At 71.4% G+C, this 16,646-nt stretch carries 12 protein-coding genes; 7 read left to right on the forward strand and 5 right to left on the reverse strand.

Going from position 1 to position 16,646, the window contains the following annotated elements:
* The first annotated feature begins 3 nt into the window (after positions 1-3).
* On the forward strand, positions 4-1,035 hold the full coding sequence (locus GGD82_RS11345; RefSeq protein WP_150061772.1) for a ParB/RepB/Spo0J family partition protein: 1,032 nt from the start codon (positions 4-6) through the stop codon (positions 1,033-1,035).
* 118 nt (positions 1,036-1,153) lie between these two features.
* Here the strand turns inward: GGD82_RS11345 and GGD82_RS11350 are convergent, their stop codons facing one another.
* On the reverse strand, positions 1,154-1,642 hold the full coding sequence (locus tag GGD82_RS11350; RefSeq protein ID WP_150061773.1) for an Lrp/AsnC ligand binding domain-containing protein: 489 nt from the start codon (positions 1,640-1,642) through the stop codon (positions 1,154-1,156).
* 207 nt (positions 1,643-1,849) lie between these two features.
* Between GGD82_RS11350 and putA the strand changes: the two genes are divergently transcribed.
* From putA to GGD82_RS11380, 6 genes are all read left to right on the forward strand, one after another.
* On the forward strand, positions 1,850-5,641 hold the full coding sequence (putA, locus tag GGD82_RS11355; protein ID WP_150061774.1) for a bifunctional proline dehydrogenase/L-glutamate gamma-semialdehyde dehydrogenase PutA: 3,792 nt from the start codon (positions 1,850-1,852) through the stop codon (positions 5,639-5,641).
* A 230-nt stretch (positions 5,642-5,871) separates the two neighbouring features.
* Positions 5,872-6,747, forward strand: coding sequence for a Tll0287-like domain-containing protein (locus tag GGD82_RS11360; RefSeq protein ID WP_150061775.1), 876 nt, complete (start codon positions 5,872-5,874; stop codon positions 6,745-6,747).
* Between the two features lie 78 nt (positions 6,748-6,825).
* Positions 6,826-8,382: a serine/threonine-protein kinase gene (locus tag GGD82_RS11365; protein WP_150061776.1), complete on the forward strand. Its 1,557-nt coding sequence runs from the start codon at positions 6,826-6,828 to the stop codon at positions 8,380-8,382.
* Positions 8,383-8,503: 121 nt separating this feature from the next.
* Positions 8,504-9,283: a VWA domain-containing protein gene (locus GGD82_RS11370; RefSeq protein ID WP_246163776.1), complete on the forward strand. Its 780-nt coding sequence runs from the start codon at positions 8,504-8,506 to the stop codon at positions 9,281-9,283.
* 3 nt (positions 9,284-9,286) lie between these two features.
* Positions 9,287-10,081 carry a J domain-containing protein gene (locus tag GGD82_RS11375; protein WP_150061777.1) on the forward strand — a complete coding sequence of 265 codons (795 nt, stop codon included), beginning with the start codon at positions 9,287-9,289 and terminating at the stop codon, positions 10,079-10,081.
* A 130-nt stretch (positions 10,082-10,211) separates the two neighbouring features.
* Positions 10,212-11,096 carry a UTP--glucose-1-phosphate uridylyltransferase gene (locus GGD82_RS11380; RefSeq protein WP_150061778.1) on the forward strand — a complete coding sequence of 295 codons (885 nt, stop codon included), beginning with the start codon at positions 10,212-10,214 and terminating at the stop codon, positions 11,094-11,096.
* Positions 11,097-11,147: 51 nt separating this feature from the next.
* On the opposite strand, the gene GGD82_RS11385 is transcribed toward GGD82_RS11380, so the two are convergent.
* The 4 genes from GGD82_RS11385 to GGD82_RS11400 are packed head-to-tail and all read right to left on the reverse strand — an operon-like array spanning position 11,148 to position 16,371.
* The gene (locus GGD82_RS11385) at positions 11,148-11,750 is read right to left on the reverse strand and encodes a sarcosine oxidase subunit gamma (protein WP_150061779.1); all 603 of its coding nucleotides are present in this window, start codon (positions 11,748-11,750) and stop codon (positions 11,148-11,150) included.
* On the reverse strand, positions 11,743-14,808 hold the full coding sequence (locus GGD82_RS11390; protein ID WP_150061780.1) for a sarcosine oxidase subunit alpha family protein: 3,066 nt from the start codon (positions 14,806-14,808) through the stop codon (positions 11,743-11,745). Before GGD82_RS11390 ends, GGD82_RS11385 begins: the two co-directional genes overlap by 8 nt.
* A complete protein-coding gene (locus GGD82_RS11395; RefSeq protein ID WP_150061781.1) occupies positions 14,805-15,080 on the reverse strand; it encodes a sarcosine oxidase subunit delta in 276 nt (91 codons plus the stop codon). Before GGD82_RS11395 ends, GGD82_RS11390 begins: the two co-directional genes overlap by 4 nt.
* 31 nt (positions 15,081-15,111) lie before the next feature.
* Positions 15,112-16,371: a sarcosine oxidase subunit beta family protein gene (locus tag GGD82_RS11400; protein WP_150061782.1), complete on the reverse strand. Its 1,260-nt coding sequence runs from the start codon at positions 16,369-16,371 to the stop codon at positions 15,112-15,114.
* Positions 16,372-16,646: the final 275 nt, after the last annotated feature.

The raw sequence follows: 16,646 nt of genomic DNA on the forward strand, positions 1-16,646 counted from the left end.
CCGATGGCGAAACGACAGACCCTGGGGCGCGGCCTGTCCGCCCTGTTCGGCGAGGACGACGGCCCCGGCGTGGCGCATGATGTGCCGGCCACTCCTTCGGCAGGCCCCCATTCGTCGGGCCCCCATTCGTCGGACCCCCGTTCATCGGACGACGGGCCGGATGCGGGTGCGCTGGCCGACGGCGAAACCGGGGCGGCCGGGGCACCGGCCGGACGCGGTGTGCGCCTGATCGCCGTTGACCGCCTGGCCCCCAGCCCCTACCAGCCGCGCCGGACCTTCGACGAGGCCGGCCTGGAGGAACTGGCGGAGAGCGTGCGCGCGCGCGGTGTGTTGCAGCCCCTGTTGGCGCGCCCGTCGGCGTCGCACCCCGGGCACTTCGAGATCGTCGCCGGCGAACGTCGGTGGCGGGCGGCGCAGCGCGCCGGCCTGCACGAGGTGCCGGTCCTGACGCGCGACCTGACCGACCGCGAGACCCTGGAGGTCGCGCTGGTCGAAAACCTCCAGCGTCAGGATCTCAACCCGATCGAAGAGGCGGACGGCTATCGCCGCCTGATCGAGGAGTTCGAGCACAGCCAGGAGATTCTGGCCGAGGTCGTCGGCAAGAGCCGCAGCCACGTCGCCAACACGCTGCGTCTGCTCCAGTTGCCCAGCGGAGTGCGGGACATGGTGTCGGAAGGGGCCTTGAGCGCCGGCCACGCCCGCGCCCTGCTGACGCTCGACAATCCGACCGTGTTCGCGGAGGAGGTGGTCCGCAAGGGCCTGAGCGTGCGCCAGACCGAGGCGCTGGCGCGGCAGGCCGCCAGCCGGCCGGCCCAGACCCGGCCGCGCAAGGCGCGCGGGTCCGGCGCCGACGCGGCGGACAAGGACGCCGACACCCTGGCGTTGGAGCGCGACCTGGGCGCCCAGCTCGGCATGGCGGTGTCCATCGACCCGAAGCCGAACGGCGGTGGCGCGGTGACCATCGCGTGGCAGTCGCTGGCCCAGCTCGACGAGATCCTGGCCCGGCTGTCGGCGGGACCCTCGGCGGCCGATTGAGCCCACCGCGACCGCTTATCACGGACTGTTCTTCCGAAGGACCGTCCTTCCGTGCCCCACCGGCGCGACCGCGCCGGCGCCGCGAAGCGGCGGAGGCCATAGAGCGGACACGTCCGGCCTATGGCCGATCTGTAAACACGTCCTCGATCGGCACCGTCAGGCTGTCCTTGACCGTCTCCATGACGACGAAGCTGCTGGTTTGCACCAGATGGGGCAGGGTGGCGATGCGGTCGCCGAGCAGCACGCGGAACGCCCGCACGTCCGCCGTCCGCACCTTCAGCAGATAATCGAATCCCCCGGCGATCATGTAGCAGCCCTGGATCTCTGGAATCGCCGTCACCGCCCGGTTGAAGGTCGCCAGCGCTTCCGACGTCGTGGCCCCCAGGGTGACCTGCACAAAGGCGAGATGGCCGACCCCCAGACGGTCCGGGTCCAGGACGGCGGTGTAGCCGGTGATGTAGCCCGTCTCGGCCAGACGGCGCACCCGATCCAGGCAGGGGGTCTTGCTCAGGCCGACGCGGCGCGCCACGTCCACCAGCGTCAGGCGGGCGTCGGCCTGCAGCTCCGCCAAAATGCGCCGGTCGATCCGGTCGAGCGTTCGGGTCACGGGCCGCGCCTCCGTCCAGACGATCAGGATCGCTCAGCATGGCAGACGATCCGTCTGTCCGCGAGGTAAATTTCAGTCCCAAAGACGGCTTCGGACCCGCTAGGGTAGACGTCTGGACGCCGATGCCCGAGACCTCGAGGCTCCACATTGGGCGTCCACCCCACAACACGGTACCCGCCGCCAGATCGCCCGCAGGAGGATCGCGCCATGGAGCCCGCCAAAGTCGCCGCCGCCCCTGATCCCTCGACCGTCTGGTCGGACGCCCGCGCGGCCCTGCGCGCGGCCACACGGCTGACCGACGAGACCGCGACGGTCCGCGGTCTGGCCGACGTCGCGCGCCTTGACCCCGGCGCCCAAGGCCGGGTGACGGCCGAGGCCCGCGCCCTGGTCCAGACCCTGCGCGACGAGCACACGCCGGGCCTGATGGAATCGCTGCTGGCCGAATACGGGCTGAGCAATCAGGAAGGCGTGGCGCTGATGTGCCTGGCCGAGGCTCTGCTGCGCGTGCCCGACACCCGCAGCATCGACGCCCTGATCCGCGACAAGCTGGCCCCGGCGGCCTGGAGTCGCCACCTGGGACAATCGCAGTCCGCGCTGGTGAACGCCTCCACCTGGGGGCTGATGCTGACCGGCCGGGTGTTGCGCGAGGGCGGCGCGGGCTGGGACGTGCTGGAAACGGTGCGCGGCTCCGTGCGGCGCCTGGGCGAGCCGGTCATCCGCCGGGCCGTGGGCGAGGCCATGAAGCGCATGGGCCGCCAGTTCGTGTTGGGCCGCGACATCGACGCGGCGATGGAGCGCGCGCGGACGTTGGAAGCCAAGGGCTACACCTACTCCTACGACATGCTGGGCGAGGCGGCCCGCACCGCCGCCGACGCGCGGCGTTATTTCGACAGCTATGCCCGCGCCATCGCGGCCATTGCGGGCGCGGCGGGTTCGCCGGACGTTGTGCGCAACCCGGGCATCTCCATCAAGCTGTCGTCGCTCCATCCCCGGTACGAACCCCAACAGGCGGCGCGCTGCGTGCCGGCGCTGGTCGAGCGCGTGCGGCGCCTGAGCGCCCAGGCCAAGGCCGCCACCATCGGCCTGACCATCGACGCCGAGGAGCAGGAGCGCCTCGACCTGTCGCTGGATGTGATCGAGGGCGTGCTGTCCGACCCCGCCCTGGCCGGCTGGGACGGCTTCGGCGTCGTGGTGCAGAGCTATGGGCCCCGCAGCGGGGCGATGATCGACGCCCTGATCGCGCTCGCCGACCGGCTGGACCGGCGCATTACGGTGCGGCTGGTCAAGGGGGCCTATTGGGACGCGGAGATCAAGCGCGCGCAGGTGCTGGGGCTCGAGGCGTACCCCGTGTTCACCCGCAAGGTGTCCACGGACGTGTCCTATGTGGCCGGGGCGAAGCGCTTGCTGGCGCGCACGGACCGCGTCTTTCCGCAGTTCGCCACCCACAACGCCCGAACGCTGGCGACCGTGCTGGAGTTGGCCGGGCCGGATGCCCGGTTCGAGGTCCAGCGCCTGCACGGCATGGGGGAAGCCCTGCACGAGCAGGTGCGGGTGCGACACGGCCGGCCGTGCCGCATCTACGCGCCGGTGGGCGTGCATGAGGACCTGTTGGCGTATCTGGTCCGCCGCATTCTGGAGAACGGCGCCAACAGCAGCTTCGTCAACCAGATCCTCGATACGAGCATCCCGGTGGATACCTTGGTTCGCGATCCGGTGGCGATGGTGGATCGGCTCGACCCGGTGCCGCATCCGTCGATCCCGGCGCCCCCGGCGCTGTATGGGGCCGAACGGCGCAACAGCCGGGGCTTGGATCTGACCGACCCGGAGGCCGTGGCGGCGCTGGAGGCGGCGCGCGCCCCGTTCCGCCCGCCCTACACCTGGGAGGCCCGACCGCGCATCGGCGCCGGGGTGTTCGACGGCCCGACCCGGACGGTGACCAACCCGGCCCGCCCGTCGGAAACGGTGGGCACGGTGGTGGAGGCCGGGCCCGATCTGGCCGGACTGGCGGTCGACGGCGCCCTGGCGGCGCTGCCGGACTGGTCCGCGCGGCCGGTGGCGGAGCGCGCGGCCTGCCTGGAACGCGCCGCCGACCTGTACGAGGCCCATATGCCGGAGCTGATGGCTCTGGCGACGCGCGAGGCGGGCAAGACGCCGCTCGACGGCGTGGGTGAGGTGCGGGAGGCCGTGGACTTCCTGCGCTACTACGCGGCTCAGGCACGGGCGCTGCCGCAGGACCGCGCCGCGCGCGGTGTGTTCGTGTGCATCTCGCCCTGGAACTTCCCGCTGGCCATCTTTACCGGACAGATCGCCGCCGCCCTGGTCACCGGCAACACGGTGATCGCCAAGCCGGCCGAACAGACGGCGCTGATGGCGGCCCGCGCGGTCGATCTGCTGCGCGAGGCCGGTGTGCCGCCGGACGTGTTGGCCCTGCTGCCCGGCGACGGCGCGGTGGTCGGCGGCGCCCTGACGGCCGATCCGCGCGTCGGGGGGGTATGCTTCACCGGCTCGCTGGAGACCGCGCGCGCCATCCAGACCACGCTGGCCCGCACCGGCAACGCCGCCGCGCCCCTGATCGCCGAGACCGGCGGCCTCAACGCCATGATCGTGGACTCCACGGCGCTGCCGGAGCAGGCGGTGCGCGACATCCTCGCCAGCGCGTTCCAGAGCGCCGGGCAGCGCTGTTCGGCGCTGCGCGTGCTCTGTTTGCAGGAGGACATCGCGGCGCGCACCCTGACTATGCTGAAAGGGGCCATGGACCTGCTGGCCGTGGGCGACCCCTGGTCGCTGGCGACCGACGTCGGGCCGGTGATCGACGCCGAGGCCAAGGCCGGGATCGACGCCCATGTGGCGGCGCTGGAGGCGGAGGGCCACCTGATCCACCGCACACGGGTGCCGGACGACGCCGACGGGCATGTGGTGGCACCGGTGGCGCTGCATCTGGACCGGTTGGAGGACCTGACGCGCGAGGTGTTCGGCCCCGTTCTGCATGTGGTCACGTGGTCGGTGGACGGATCCGGCGGGAAAGCCGGGCCGGACGAGGGCCTGGCGGAGCTGGTGCGGCGGATCAACGCCCTCGGCTACGGCCTGACGCTCGGCCTGCATAGCCGGATCGAGGCCCGGGTGCGGCGGGTGACGGAATCGGCCCACATCGGCAACCAGTACGTCAACCGCAACCAGATCGGCGCCATCGTGGGTGTGCAGCCGTTCGGGGGCGAGGGCCTGTCGGGCACCGGTCCGAAGGCGGGCGGTCCGCACTATCTGATGCGCTTCACCCGCGCGGCCGGTGCTCTGACCGCACCGCGGTCGGAGCCGGTTCTGGCGCAGGGCACGGAATCGGCCGATGTGCTGGCCGGCGCGTTGGCGGCCTGCGCCCAGGCGGCCGTGGGCTGGGCCACGCGGACGGATCGGGCGGCGCGGCTGGCGCCGGTGGTGGAGCGGCTGGCGGCGGAGGACGCCGAGCTGGCGGCGGCGGCGCGGGCCGGTCTGGCGGCGGCCGCACGGCTGGAGCCGGGGCCGGTGACGCTTCCGGGGCCGACGGGGGAGTCGAACCAGCTTTCGCTGTCTCCGCGCGGTGCGGTGCTCTGCCTGGGCGATGGATCCGACGCCGCCGCGCCGGCGGTCCAACAGGCGGTGTGTGCCCTGGCCTGCGGATGCGCGGTGGTCGGACCGTTGGCACCGCTGCGGCCGTTGCGGGCCGCGCTGCGGGGGGTCGATGCCCCGCTGGCGACGCTCGATGGCTGGCCGGCGCCCGAGGCGCTGGGCGCGCGCGGTGGGCCCGAGCACGCGGCGCTGGCGGGGGTCGCCTTGACCGGCGCGACGGCGGAAAGCGCCCGGGCGGTCCGCGCGGCCCTGGCGGAGCGGGCGGGCCCCTTGGTGCCGCTCTCCGACGATCCGGATGACGCTGCCCTGTTCGTGCACGAGCGCGCGCTCAGCATCGACACCACGGCGTCGGGCGGCAACGCCAGCCTGTTGGCCCAGGTGGGGGCGCCCACCGAATAGGGCATGGGGGCGCCCACCGAATAGGGCATGGGGGCGCCCACCTAGGAAAGGCGCGGGGGGCCCGTCGAATAAAAGAGGCGGGCGCGCCCTAAATACTCAGGGGGTCCCGCCCAATAGGACGTGGGCGGACGCTTTTTTAGATTCTTTTCAATTTCAGGAAGGGCCCGGCCCGGCTACCATGCCATAAAAGACCCAGCGATGGGGTCTGGAATGGGGCAGGGGAGACGGCGATGGGGCTGGGACTGAAATTCAATCTGGTGCTGGCGGGGGCCTTTGCGGTCGGTCTGGCGGTCGCGGGTGTGTTTTCCTATCAAATCCTTCAGGACAACGCGCGCGAGGAAGTCCTCGCCAAGGCGCGCCTGATGATGGCCAACGCGCTGGCGGTCCGGAACTACACCACCAGCGAGATCCGGCCGCTGCTGAACGCCGGCACCAGCAACGACGTCTTTCTTCCCCATATCGTGCCCTCGTTCGCGGCCCAGACGAACTTTCGCATGATGGCGGAGTCCTATCCGAACTACGCCTACAAGGAGGCGGCGCTCAACCCGACCAACCCGACGGACCGCGCCACCGACTGGGAGGCGGATATCATCAACGCCTTCCGGCGCAGCGATGGCCTGTCGGAACTGGTGACCGTGCGTGAAAGTCCGACCGGGCAGACCCTGGTTCTCGCGCGTCCGCTGGTGGTCAGCGACGAAAGCTGTCTGACCTGCCACAGCGCGGTCGATCAGGCGCCGGAGGCCATGCTGGCGCTGTACGGGCCGGGCAACGGCTTCGGCTGGCAGTTGAACGAGACCATCGGCGCCCAGGTGGTCAGCGTGCCGATGTCGGTGCCGCTGGACCGGGCCTGGACCACCTTCCTGGTGTTCATCGGCACTTTGGCGGCTGTGTTCGTGGCCATTGCGCTGGTGCTGAACGTGCTGCTGTCCGCGATGGTCATCCGGCCCGTGGTGCGGATCGCCCGCACGGCCAGCGACGTCAGCCTGGGCAACATGGACGTGCCCGAGGTGACGATCGACAGCAAGGACGAGATCGGGGCGCTGTCGGCGGCGTTCAACCGCATGCGGCGCAGTCTGGAGACGGCGCTGCGCATGCTGAACGACTAGCGCGCCGCCTGCGCGGTCCGGGACCGGATCGCGCGGGATTTTCTCTCGGACAGCCAGGACGGCGAGGATCGCGGGACCGTGACAGATGATCAGGACATCGGAGCGGGGGGGCGGACCGACCCCGCATGTCCGGCGCGCATCGGACGCTATCGTGTGGACGGCGAGCTCGGCCGGGGGGCTATGGGCGTCGTCTACCAGGGCTTTGACGAGACCATCGACCGGCCGGTGGCGCTCAAGACGGTGCGGGCGGATTTGCTCGACACCGACGACGGCGTGGATTGGCTGGAACGCTTCCGGCAGGAGGCCCGCGCCGCCGCGCGCTGTTCCCACGCCAACATCGTCACCGTCTATGAATACGGCGAGGACGCAGGCCTGACCTTCATCGCGATGGAATATGTGCGCGGGCGGGCGTTGCAGTCCTTCCTAGCGCATGGCGTCGATTTCGGCCTGCGGGTGTCGGTGCGCATCGTGATGCAGGTGCTGGCGGGCCTGGGCGCGGCCCACGCCGCCGGTATCGTCCACCGCGACATCAAGCCCAGCAACATCATCATCCTGGACTCGGGCACCGTGAAGGTGACCGATTTCGGCATCGCGCGGCTGGACTCGGTCAGCCTGTCGCGGCACGGCACCATGGTCGGCACGCCGGGCTACATGGCGCCGGAGCAGTTCACGGGCGGCGCGATCGACGGCCGCACCGACCTGTTCGCGGTCGGGGTGATGCTCTACGAGTTGGTGACCGGCACCCGGCCGTTCGCGGCGAAAAGTGTGCCGGAGGCCATGTACAAGGTGCTGAACGAGGACCCGCCGCCGCCCGTCGGCCGGGGCGATCCGTTGCCCCGGGGTCTGGTGTCGATCCTCCAGACCGCCCTGGCACGGCGCCCGGACGAGCGGTTCCCGGATGCGGCGGCGTTCCGCGACGCGCTGAAGGGCGGGCTCGCGGCCCTGCCGTCCGCCGACGCCGGTCCCGGCGAAACGATGCTGGAGGCCCCGGAGCTGGGGTCCGACGACGCGGAGGGAACGCGGGTCCTGTCGCCGTCCATGGCCGCGGCGGCCGACGCGCAGGCGGAGGCCGGGGAGCGCGGCGAACTGGACGGCGTAGCCCTGAAGCAGGCGAGCGCGCATCTGGCGAGTTATCTGGGGCCGGTCGCCTCGGTGATCGTGCGCGACGCGGCCCGCCACGCCAGCGGGATTCGCGACCTCTACGACGTGCTCGCCACGCACATCCCGGACGAGAAACAACGGGCTGCCTTCCTTGGCAAGGTGGCGCGCCGCGCCCTCGGCCTGCCCAGCCAGGCCGGCGGCGGCACCCAGGCCAGTGGGACCCAGGCCAGTGGACCCCAGGCGGGGGGCACCCAGGCGGGCGGGACCCGCGCCGGGGCGCGCGCGGGCACGCGGGCCGGATCGGGCTCCGTGGGGGGCGAGGGAAGTGGCGCCCGACGCGCTCCGGCGTTGACGGAGGCCGATCAGACCCGCGCCCGCGGCCTGCTGGCCGAGCACCTTGGGCCGATCGCCGGGGTGCTGGTCAAGAAGGCGGCGGCCAAGGTGGACACCACAGATCAGTTTGCCGCCCTGCTGGCGGAGCACATCGACGATCCGGTCATCCGCGCGACGTTTCTGTCCCAGATGCGGGGCTAACGTCTTCCGTCCGGCCGGGGGGGGCGCTCGGCGGCGGCCCGGTTATCCCTTTCGCGGGCGGGCGGTCGCCCTTATCTCTGATCCACACCGACGCGAGAGGTCACGGAACAGGGACAGGGGTGTGACGTCGTCCAAGGATCCGCCGCCGAACCGACCGCCGTCGCGCGATGTCGCGGCCTTTCTGGACCGTGCCCGCGCCGTGCCCGCCGCGCCGTCCGGCCCGGAGGCCGGCGCCGTCGATGCCTTCCTGGAGCAGGTTCGGGCCACGCCGTCCGCCGGGCGCGGCCGGCTGATCTTCGCCCTCGACGCCACCGCCAGCCGACAGCCGACCTGGGACCTTGCCATGGACACCCAGGCGGCCATGTTCGCGACCGCCACCGGCGTCGGCGATCTGGCCGTGCAGCTCGTGTTCTATCGCGGGGTGGGCGAGTGCAAGGCCGGCCCGTTCGTGACCCGGGCGGACGCCATGATCGGGCACATGACGCGGGTCACCTGCCGCGCGGGCCGGACCCAGATCGCCCGCGTGCTCCGTCACGCCCTGTCGGTCCACGACACCGCCCCGGTCGCGGCGCTGGTCTTCATTGGCGACTGCGTGGAGGAGGAGCCGGACGATCTGTACGCCCTGGCCGGCGAGATGGGGCTCCGCAAGCTGCCGGCGTTCATCTTTCATGAAGGGCACGAACCCGTGGCGGCCCGTGTCCTGACCCATATGGCGCGCCTGAGCGGCGGGGCTTGCTGCGCGTTCGACGCCCATGGGCCGGACGAACTGCGCCGTCTGTTGGGCGCGGTCGCGGTCTACGCCGCCGGGGGCCGGCCCGCCCTGGAGGACCACGCCCGTCGGGCGGGCGGGGCGGTGCTCCGCCTGACCCACCAGATGGGCGGCGGGGCGGAGGGCCTCTGAACCATGCTGCCCCTGCTGATCCTCGGCGTGATCCTGGCCCTGTTGGTCGTGCTGCTGCTGCGCGGCGTCGCGGCGGCGCCCACCGGCCAGTTGCTGCGCGTGCTAGGCTGGACGCTGGGCGGTGTGCTGGTGGTCGTGTTCGTGCTTCTGGTGGTCACCAGCCGTCTGACCTGGGCCTTGGGTGTCCTGTTGACGCTGGCGCCGTGGGTCGTGACGCTGCGCCGGACCCTGGCGCAGGGGCGGCGCTTCCGGTCCGTTGGCGGGGGCGGGGGCGGGGGCGGGCGCGGTTCGCGCGCCGATCCAGACCCGGACGATCGGTCCGATGTCGCCACCCGCTTCCTCGCCATGACTTTGTCCCATGCCACCGGCCGCATGACCGGCACCGTGCGCGAGGGGCCGTTTGCCGGTCGCGCCCTGGACGATCTGAGCCGGGACGACATCGCCCTCCTGTGGCATTCTGTGCAAGAGGATCCGGAAAGCGCGCGTCTCCTCGATGCCTGGCTGGATCGGGTCCACCCGGACTGGCGCCCGGACGGAACGGCGGAGGCCGATGAGGCGTTTCACTCGGAAGGCACGTCCGCCGGTTCGGCGGGCTCCGGTCCCATATCGGGGGCCATGAGCCGGGCGGAGGCGCTGGCCGTTCTCGGTCTGGACGACGGCGCCGATGCCGAGGCGGTGAAGGCCGCCCACCGGCGCCTGATCGTCCTGGTCCATCCGGACCGAGGCGGTACCCCGTATCTGGCCGCGCGCCTCAATCAGGCGCGCGACATTCTGTTGGGGCGGCGGGCTTCGCGCTGAAGGCCGCGCGCCCGTTTTGGGTTCATGAGAGACCGGCGATGCCGGTTGCCGGACGCCGTCACCGCGTGGCACAACCCAGCGTGCCGCATCGCACACCGACGCGCGACGGCGCAAAGGGAGAGCACGTCAGATGACCAAACCCGTCAAGAAAGCCATCTTCCCTGTCGCTGGTCTGGGCACGCGGTTCCTGCCCGCGACCAAGACGATGGCCAAGGAAATGCTGCCGGTGGTCGACAAACCGCTGATTCAGTACGCGGTCGAAGAAGCCGCCGCCGCCGGCATCGAGTACTTCATTTTCGTCACCGGGCGCGGCAAGCATGTGCTGGTCGAGCATTTCGACCATGCGTTCGAGCTGGAACAGCTTTTGAGCCAGCGCGGCAAGACCGACGTTCTGGAGGAGTTGCGCAAGGCGATCCCGGAGCCGGGTCGTGTCATTGCCACCCGCCAGCACAACCCTCTCGGCCTGGGACATGCGGTGTGGTGTGCCCGCTCCTTCATTTCCGAGGGTGAGCCGTTCGCGGTCATCCTGCCGGACGACCTGATCCTGTCGGAGACCCCTGCGATCGGCCAGCTGATCGAGGCGCACGCCCAGGTCGGGGGCAACGTCGTCGCGAGCGAGGAGGTCCCGCGCGACCAGACCAACAAGTACGGCATCCTGAAGGTCCAATCCGATGATGGCCGTCTGGCCCGCGCCGACGGGCTGGTCGAAAAGCCGAAGCCGGAGGACGCGCCCTCGACGCTATCGATCATCGGCCGCTATGTGCTGGATTCCACGGTCATGGACAAGCTGGGCAGCATCGGCAAGGGCTCGGGCGGCGAAATCCAGCTCACCGACGGCATGGCGGCGACCATCCAGGATGGTGTGCCGTTCCACGGCCTGCGGTTCGAGGGTACGCGCTTCGACTGCGGCGACAAGGTCGGCTTCCTGAAGGCCAACATCGCCTTTGCCCTGCAACGCCCCGATATGGGCGAGCAGGTCGCCGGCTTCGTCAAGGAGATGGCCGCCGGGCTCTGAGACCGGATCTCTGATCCGGTCTCCGGAGGATGAGGTCCTTGCGGTGTTCGGTCATCCGGTTCGGGCGGTGGGAGCCGCCCGAACGCCCTTGCCGGAAGGGAGATGGGCCAAGGTCTCCCAGAGGGCCCGGGCGAAACTGCGGGCGACGTACAGGTCGATGACGTCGTCGTCCGCCGCATGCAGCAGCACGGGAATGTCGTGCAGCAGGGTTTGGGCGCACTGATCCTCCTCGAACGTGGCTTCGCTTAGGTCGAGTGCGCAGCCCTTGGCGAGTTCGGTGCGCGCGCCCGCGCCGACCAGGCGCAGCGCGCAACGGGCGTGCGTTTGATCCACGAGCGTGAGCTCCGGGGCGTCGTCGGGGGTGGGTCCCGAAGCCGACAGCGCCAGGAGCCACCGGCCCGGCCCCAGCCACAGCGCGGCGGGACCTTTGGGGCCCTTCGGCGCGTCTACCGTGTTGGGTGTGCGCGGCAGGTTTAGGCCGGCGAGTGTTTCTGGTGCCGAGGCGCGTCCTGCATCCACATGCCACAGCGTCAGGCCGTGCCGTTCCGTCAGGAGGGCGTCGGGAAGGTGGGCGGGCTGCGCACACCCCGCCAAGGGGGAGACCGGCGCCGGGCGGTCGAACAGCGGGGCGGGATTCGCGGCGGGCTTAGGCATTCTGGCGGCTCCCCTCCGGATCGTAGAACTGGGGCGGCACGACGCGGGCGCGCACCTGCGTGCCCTTCAGCGGGTAGGTGACCAGCACGGTCTGATCGGCCCACTGCTCCAGGCCGCCGGTCAGGAACCCCAGCGCGACCGGATGGCCCACGGACGGCCCTGAACACGCCGACGAGATATGACCGAGGCGCGGGATCGGAGGCGGCGCCCCGGCGTGCTCGACCGCGATGATCTGGCTGCCGGCCAGCAGGCGCGTGCGCCCATCCTCCGGCACCAGCCCGACCAGGCGCGGCCGGTCGGGATCGGTCAAGGCCGGGCGTTCCAGCAGGCGGTGGCCGATGAAGCTCTTCTTCGTCGAGACCATGCGGCCGAGCCCCAGGTCGTGGGGCGTGGTGCGGCCGTCCAGTTCCGGCCCGGCAACGTGGCCCTTTTCGATCCGCATGACGCCCAGCGCCTCGGAGCCATAGGGCGTCAGCCCCAGTGCCGAGCCCGCCTGACTCAGGCGCCGCCACAGGGTTTCGCCATACCCGGCGGGGACGTTGATCTCGTAGGCCAGTTCGCCCGAGAAGCTGATGCGGAACACGCGCGCCGGAATCCCGCACACGTCCCCGGTCGCCACGCCCATGAACGGCAGGGCGTCGTTGGAGACGTCCAGGTCGGTCACGAAGGTGAGCAATTGGCGGCTGCGCGGCCCGGCCAGGGCGATGGCGGCCCAGGCGTCGGTGGTGGACACCAGCCGCACGTCAAGCTCCGGCCAATAGACCTGAAGGGCGTGCTCCAGGTGCTCCATGACCCGGCCGGCGTTGGCCGTGGTGGTGGTCATGGCGAAATGATCCTCGGCCAGCCGCGCGGTGGTGCCATCGTCCAACACCATGCCGTCCTCGCGCAGCATCAGGCCATAGCGGACCTTGCCCACGGGCAGGCCGGTCCAGCCGTTGACGTAGACGCGGTTGAGGAATTCAGCGGCGTCCGGGCCCTGGATGTCGATCTTGCCCAGGAAGGACACGTCCACCATGCCCACGCGCTCGCGCGTGGTCCGCACCTCGCGCTGCACCGCCTCCGCCAGCGTTTCGCCGTCGCGCGGGAAGAAGCGCGGGCGCAGCCACAGGCCGGTGGCCTGGAACACGGCGCCGGCCTCCGCCTGGACGTCGTGCAGGGGGGAGCGTCGGACGGGCGCGAACTGCTCACCGGTGGCGGTGCCGGCCAGGGCGCCCAGGGTGATCGGGGTGTAGGGGGCGCGGAAGGTGGTGGTGCCGACCTCGGGGATGGGCTGGTGGCGGGCCGCCGCCAACAGGGTGAGGCCGGTCACGTTGCTGGTCTTGCCCTGGTCGGTGCCCATGCCGAGGGCGGTGTAGCGCTTCAGGTGCTCGACGCTCTCCAGGCCCTCGCGGTGGGCGAGGGCGACGTCTTCCACCGTCACGTCGCTTTGCAGGTCGACGAAGCGCTTGCCGTTGGCGACGGCGGGCTTCGGCACCGCCCACAAGGCGGCGCGCCGCGTGCCGGCGGTGGCCTGCGCCGGATCGTCGGGGGCGACCGTGGGGCAGGGCGATCCCCCTTCGGGCAGCCGCAAGCCGGCGGCCTCGGCGGCGCCGCGTCCGGCCTCCCGCCCGCTGAGCAGCACGGCATCCAGCGGCTTCAGGCCCCCGCAGGCCCCCGCCAGCCATGCCGGTCCCCGGTCGGGGTCGGGCTGGAAGGCCAGCGTCTCGGCGTCCCAGATCGGCCGTGCGCCGGTGTGGGCGTGCAGGTGCAGGGTCGGGTTCCAGCCGCCGGAGGTGGCCAGCAGATCGATGTCCAGCCACTCGCCGACCGAGACCATGTCGCCGCCGGTGCGGTAGCGGTGGACCGAGACGGCGGACAGGCCGCCGGAGGCGGTGCCCCGCGTGTCGCCGATCACATAGCCGTCGCGCACCGGCACGCCCAGGGCGCGGACACGGTCGGGCAGGGGGCCGCGCACGTCGGCGCGCGGATCGACCACGGCGGCCACGGGGATGCCGGCCGCGACGAGGTCCAGGGCGGTGCGATAGCCCTCGTCGTGGCTGGCGAACACCACGGCCTTGTGGCCGGGCGCCACGGCGTACTGGTTCAGATAGGCACGCACCGAGCCCGCCAGCATCACGCCCGGCCGGTCGTTGCCGGCGAACACCAGCGGGCGCTCGATGGCGCCGGTGGCCAGTACGGTTTGCTTGGCGCGGATGTGCCACAGCCGCTGGCGCGGGCCCGCGGCGGCGGGATCCGTGTCGGGGCGGTCATAGATGCGCTCCGCTGCCAGCCAAAAGCCGTGATCGTGTTGGCCGGTCACGGTGGTGGCGGGCAGCACGGTGACCCGGGAGTCGCTGGTCAGCTCGCCGAGCACCGTCTGGACCCAGTCGGCCGCCGGGGCGTCGTTGAGGACCGTGCGTTCCTTCAGCAGGCAACCGCCCAGGCTCGCGCGCTCGTCGGCCAGGATGACCCGCGCGCCCGCCGCCAGGGCGGCCCAGGCCGCCATGAGGCCGGCGGGACCGGCGCCGACCACCAGCACGTCGCAATGGGCGGTGCGGTGTTCGTAGGTGTCGGGGTCGGGTTGCCGGGGGCTGGTCCCCAGACCGGCCATGCGGCGCAGCACGGGCTCCGCCAGCGGCCAGACCTGCGGCGGCCACTGGAACGTCTTGTAGTAGAACCCCACCGGCATGAATGCGCTCAACGGTCGCATCAGGGCCGCCGCGTCCCAGCGCAGGCTGGGCCAGGCGTTCTGGGACCGGGCCTCCAGGCCGTCGGTCAGGGTGGTCATCGTGGCGCGGGTGTTCGGCTCGTGCCGGGCGCCCCGGCCGAGTGCGACCAGCCCGGACGGATCCTCCGCCCCCTCGGCGAGAATGCCGCGCGGCGTGTGGTATTTGAAGGAGCGCGCCACCAGCCGCACCCCGTTCGCCAGCAGCGCGGAGGCCAGGGTATCCCCCGGGTGGCCGGTCAGGGTCCGGCCGTCGAAGCGGAAGCGCAGGGTGCGGTCGCGGTCGATATGGCCGCCGGTCTCCAGGCGGCACGCTTGGGGCGCGATCCCGGTTTCATCCGGTGCTTTGGTCATCGCGGATCCTCCACGCCTGGCAGGGGCTCGCTGGCGGCAACGGCGTGGGTGACCGTGTCGCGCTCCACCACGAACCACTGGCGGCAGCCGGCGCCGTGGCGCCACAGTTCGCGCGCCTCCCCCTTGGGGTTGTCGCGCTCGTAGACGTAGCGGGTCCAGACGTCCAAGGGTGCGGTGTCGGCGGGACGGGGATGGGTGGAGGGGTCGGGGCCGCCATAGGTGAACTCAACGCGCGGGCGGGGGCCACACCAGGGGCAGGGGATCAGCATCATGGCAACAGGCGTCCTCGCGGGCCGGGTCGGATCAGTGAAGCGCGGGGGTCGGGCCGGCCCCCTTCTCGTCCAGGGTCGCGCCCCGGGCGAAGCGGTCGAGCGCGAACGGCCGCACCAGCGGGTGGGGCGCGTCGTGGGCGATGGTGTGGGCGAAACACCAGCCGGCGGCCGGGGTGGCCTTGAAGCCGCCGTAGTTCCAGCCGCCGTTCAGGTACAGGCCCGGCACCGGGGTTCGGTCGATGATCGGGCTGCCGTCCATCGACATGTCGACCACCCCGCCCCAGGTGCGCATCAGGCGCAGGCGGGAGAACGCCGGGAACAGCGCCACGGCGCTGGCGCAGATGTGCTCGATCCGCGGGGTTTCGCCGCGCTGGGCGAAGCTGGGGTAGCCGTCCAGGTCGCCGCCGAACACCAGCTCGCCCTTGTCGGTCTGGCTGATGTAGCAGTGCGCCGCGCCCGAGGTCACCACGGTGTCCAGGCAGGGCTTGACCGGCTCGGTCACCATGGCCTGCAACAGGTGGCTTTCGAGCGGCAGCGGCAGGTCCACCATCGCCGCCAGTTGGCTGGTGTGCCCGGCGACGCACAGGCCGATCTTCTCCGCGCCGATCAGGCCGCGCGTGGTCTCCACCCCGAGCACCGCGCCGGAGCGGTCGCGGCGGATGGCGGTGACCTCGCAGTTCTGGATGATGTCCACGCCCAGGGCGTCGGCGGCGCGGGCGTAGCCCCAGGCGACCGCGTCGTGGCGGGCGGTGCCGGCGCGCGGCTGGATCAGGCCGCCGACGATGGGGAAGCGCGCGTCCGGCGACGTATCGAGCAGCGGGGCGGCCTGCTGCACCGCCGCGACGTCCAGAAGCTCCGCGTCGATACCGTTCAGCCGCATGGCGTTGCCCCGGCGGGCGAACGCTTCCATCTGCGCATCGGTGTGGGCGAGGTTCAGCACGCCGCGCTGGCTGAGCATCACGTTGAAGTTGAGGTCCCGGGACAGCCGGGTCCACAGCTTCATGCCGTGCTCATAGAAGGCGGCGTTTTCGTCCAGCAGGTAGTTCGAGCGCACGATGGTGGTGTTGCGCCCGACGTTGCCGCCGCCCAGTCCGCCCTTTTCCAGGACGGCGATGTTCGTCAGGCCGTGATTGCGGGCGAGATAGTAGGCGGTGGCGAGGCCGTGGCCGCCGCCGCCGATGATGACGATGTCATAGCCGGAACGGGGCGTCGCGTCGCGCCAGACGCGGGGCCAGCCATTGTGGCCGGCGAAGCCCTGACGGATGAGGGACAGCGCGGAATATCGGGTCATCGGGCAGGTCCGGGTTTTTGGAACGCGGATGTGCCGTGCTACGCCGGGTTCGGCACCGCACCATCATGACGCGATGGCGCTGGAAAGTCACACAACATTCATGGGTGCTCCCACGGGGGTTTTGCGCCGGACGACGAAGAAGGATTTCCTGTAAAGAAAAACTATTGAACCGTAGCAAATTGCGCGCCGAAATCAAGCCGGCCCGCGCGCCGACCTCCGCGTCGGGTCGGTCGGTCGCCTCCGTTAAACGCGTCTCCGTTCCTCGCGACCGTATC

The organism is Roseospira marina, from assembly GCF_014197855.1.
GTDB lineage: Bacteria > Pseudomonadota > Alphaproteobacteria > Rhodospirillales > Rhodospirillaceae > Rhodospira > Rhodospira marina.

Bases quoted from the DNA above. Each gene is read 5' to 3' on its own strand.
- GGD82_RS11345 (WP_150061772.1), top strand. From the start codon at position 4: ATGGCGAAACGACAGACCCTGGGGCGCGGCCTGTCCGCCCTGTTCGGC.
- putA (WP_150061774.1), top strand. From the start codon at position 1,850: ATGGAGCCCGCCAAAGTCGCCGCCGCCCCTGATCCCTCGACCGTCTGG.
- GGD82_RS11360 (WP_150061775.1), top strand. From the start codon at position 5,872: ATGGGGCTGGGACTGAAATTCAATCTGGTGCTGGCGGGGGCCTTTGCG.
- GGD82_RS11375 (WP_150061777.1), top strand. From the start codon at position 9,287: ATGCTGCCCCTGCTGATCCTCGGCGTGATCCTGGCCCTGTTGGTCGTG.
- GGD82_RS11380 (WP_150061778.1), top strand. From the start codon at position 10,212: ATGACCAAACCCGTCAAGAAAGCCATCTTCCCTGTCGCTGGTCTGGGC.
- GGD82_RS11385 (WP_150061779.1), bottom strand. From the start codon at position 11,750: ATGCCTAAGCCCGCCGCGAATCCCGCCCCGCTGTTCGACCGCCCGGCG.
- GGD82_RS11390 (WP_150061780.1), bottom strand. From the start codon at position 14,808: ATGACCAAAGCACCGGATGAAACCGGGATCGCGCCCCAAGCGTGCCGC.
- GGD82_RS11395 (WP_150061781.1), bottom strand. From the start codon at position 15,080: ATGATGCTGATCCCCTGCCCCTGGTGTGGCCCCCGCCCGCGCGTTGAG.
- GGD82_RS11400 (WP_150061782.1), bottom strand. From the start codon at position 16,371: ATGACCCGATATTCCGCGCTGTCCCTCATCCGTCAGGGCTTCGCCGGC.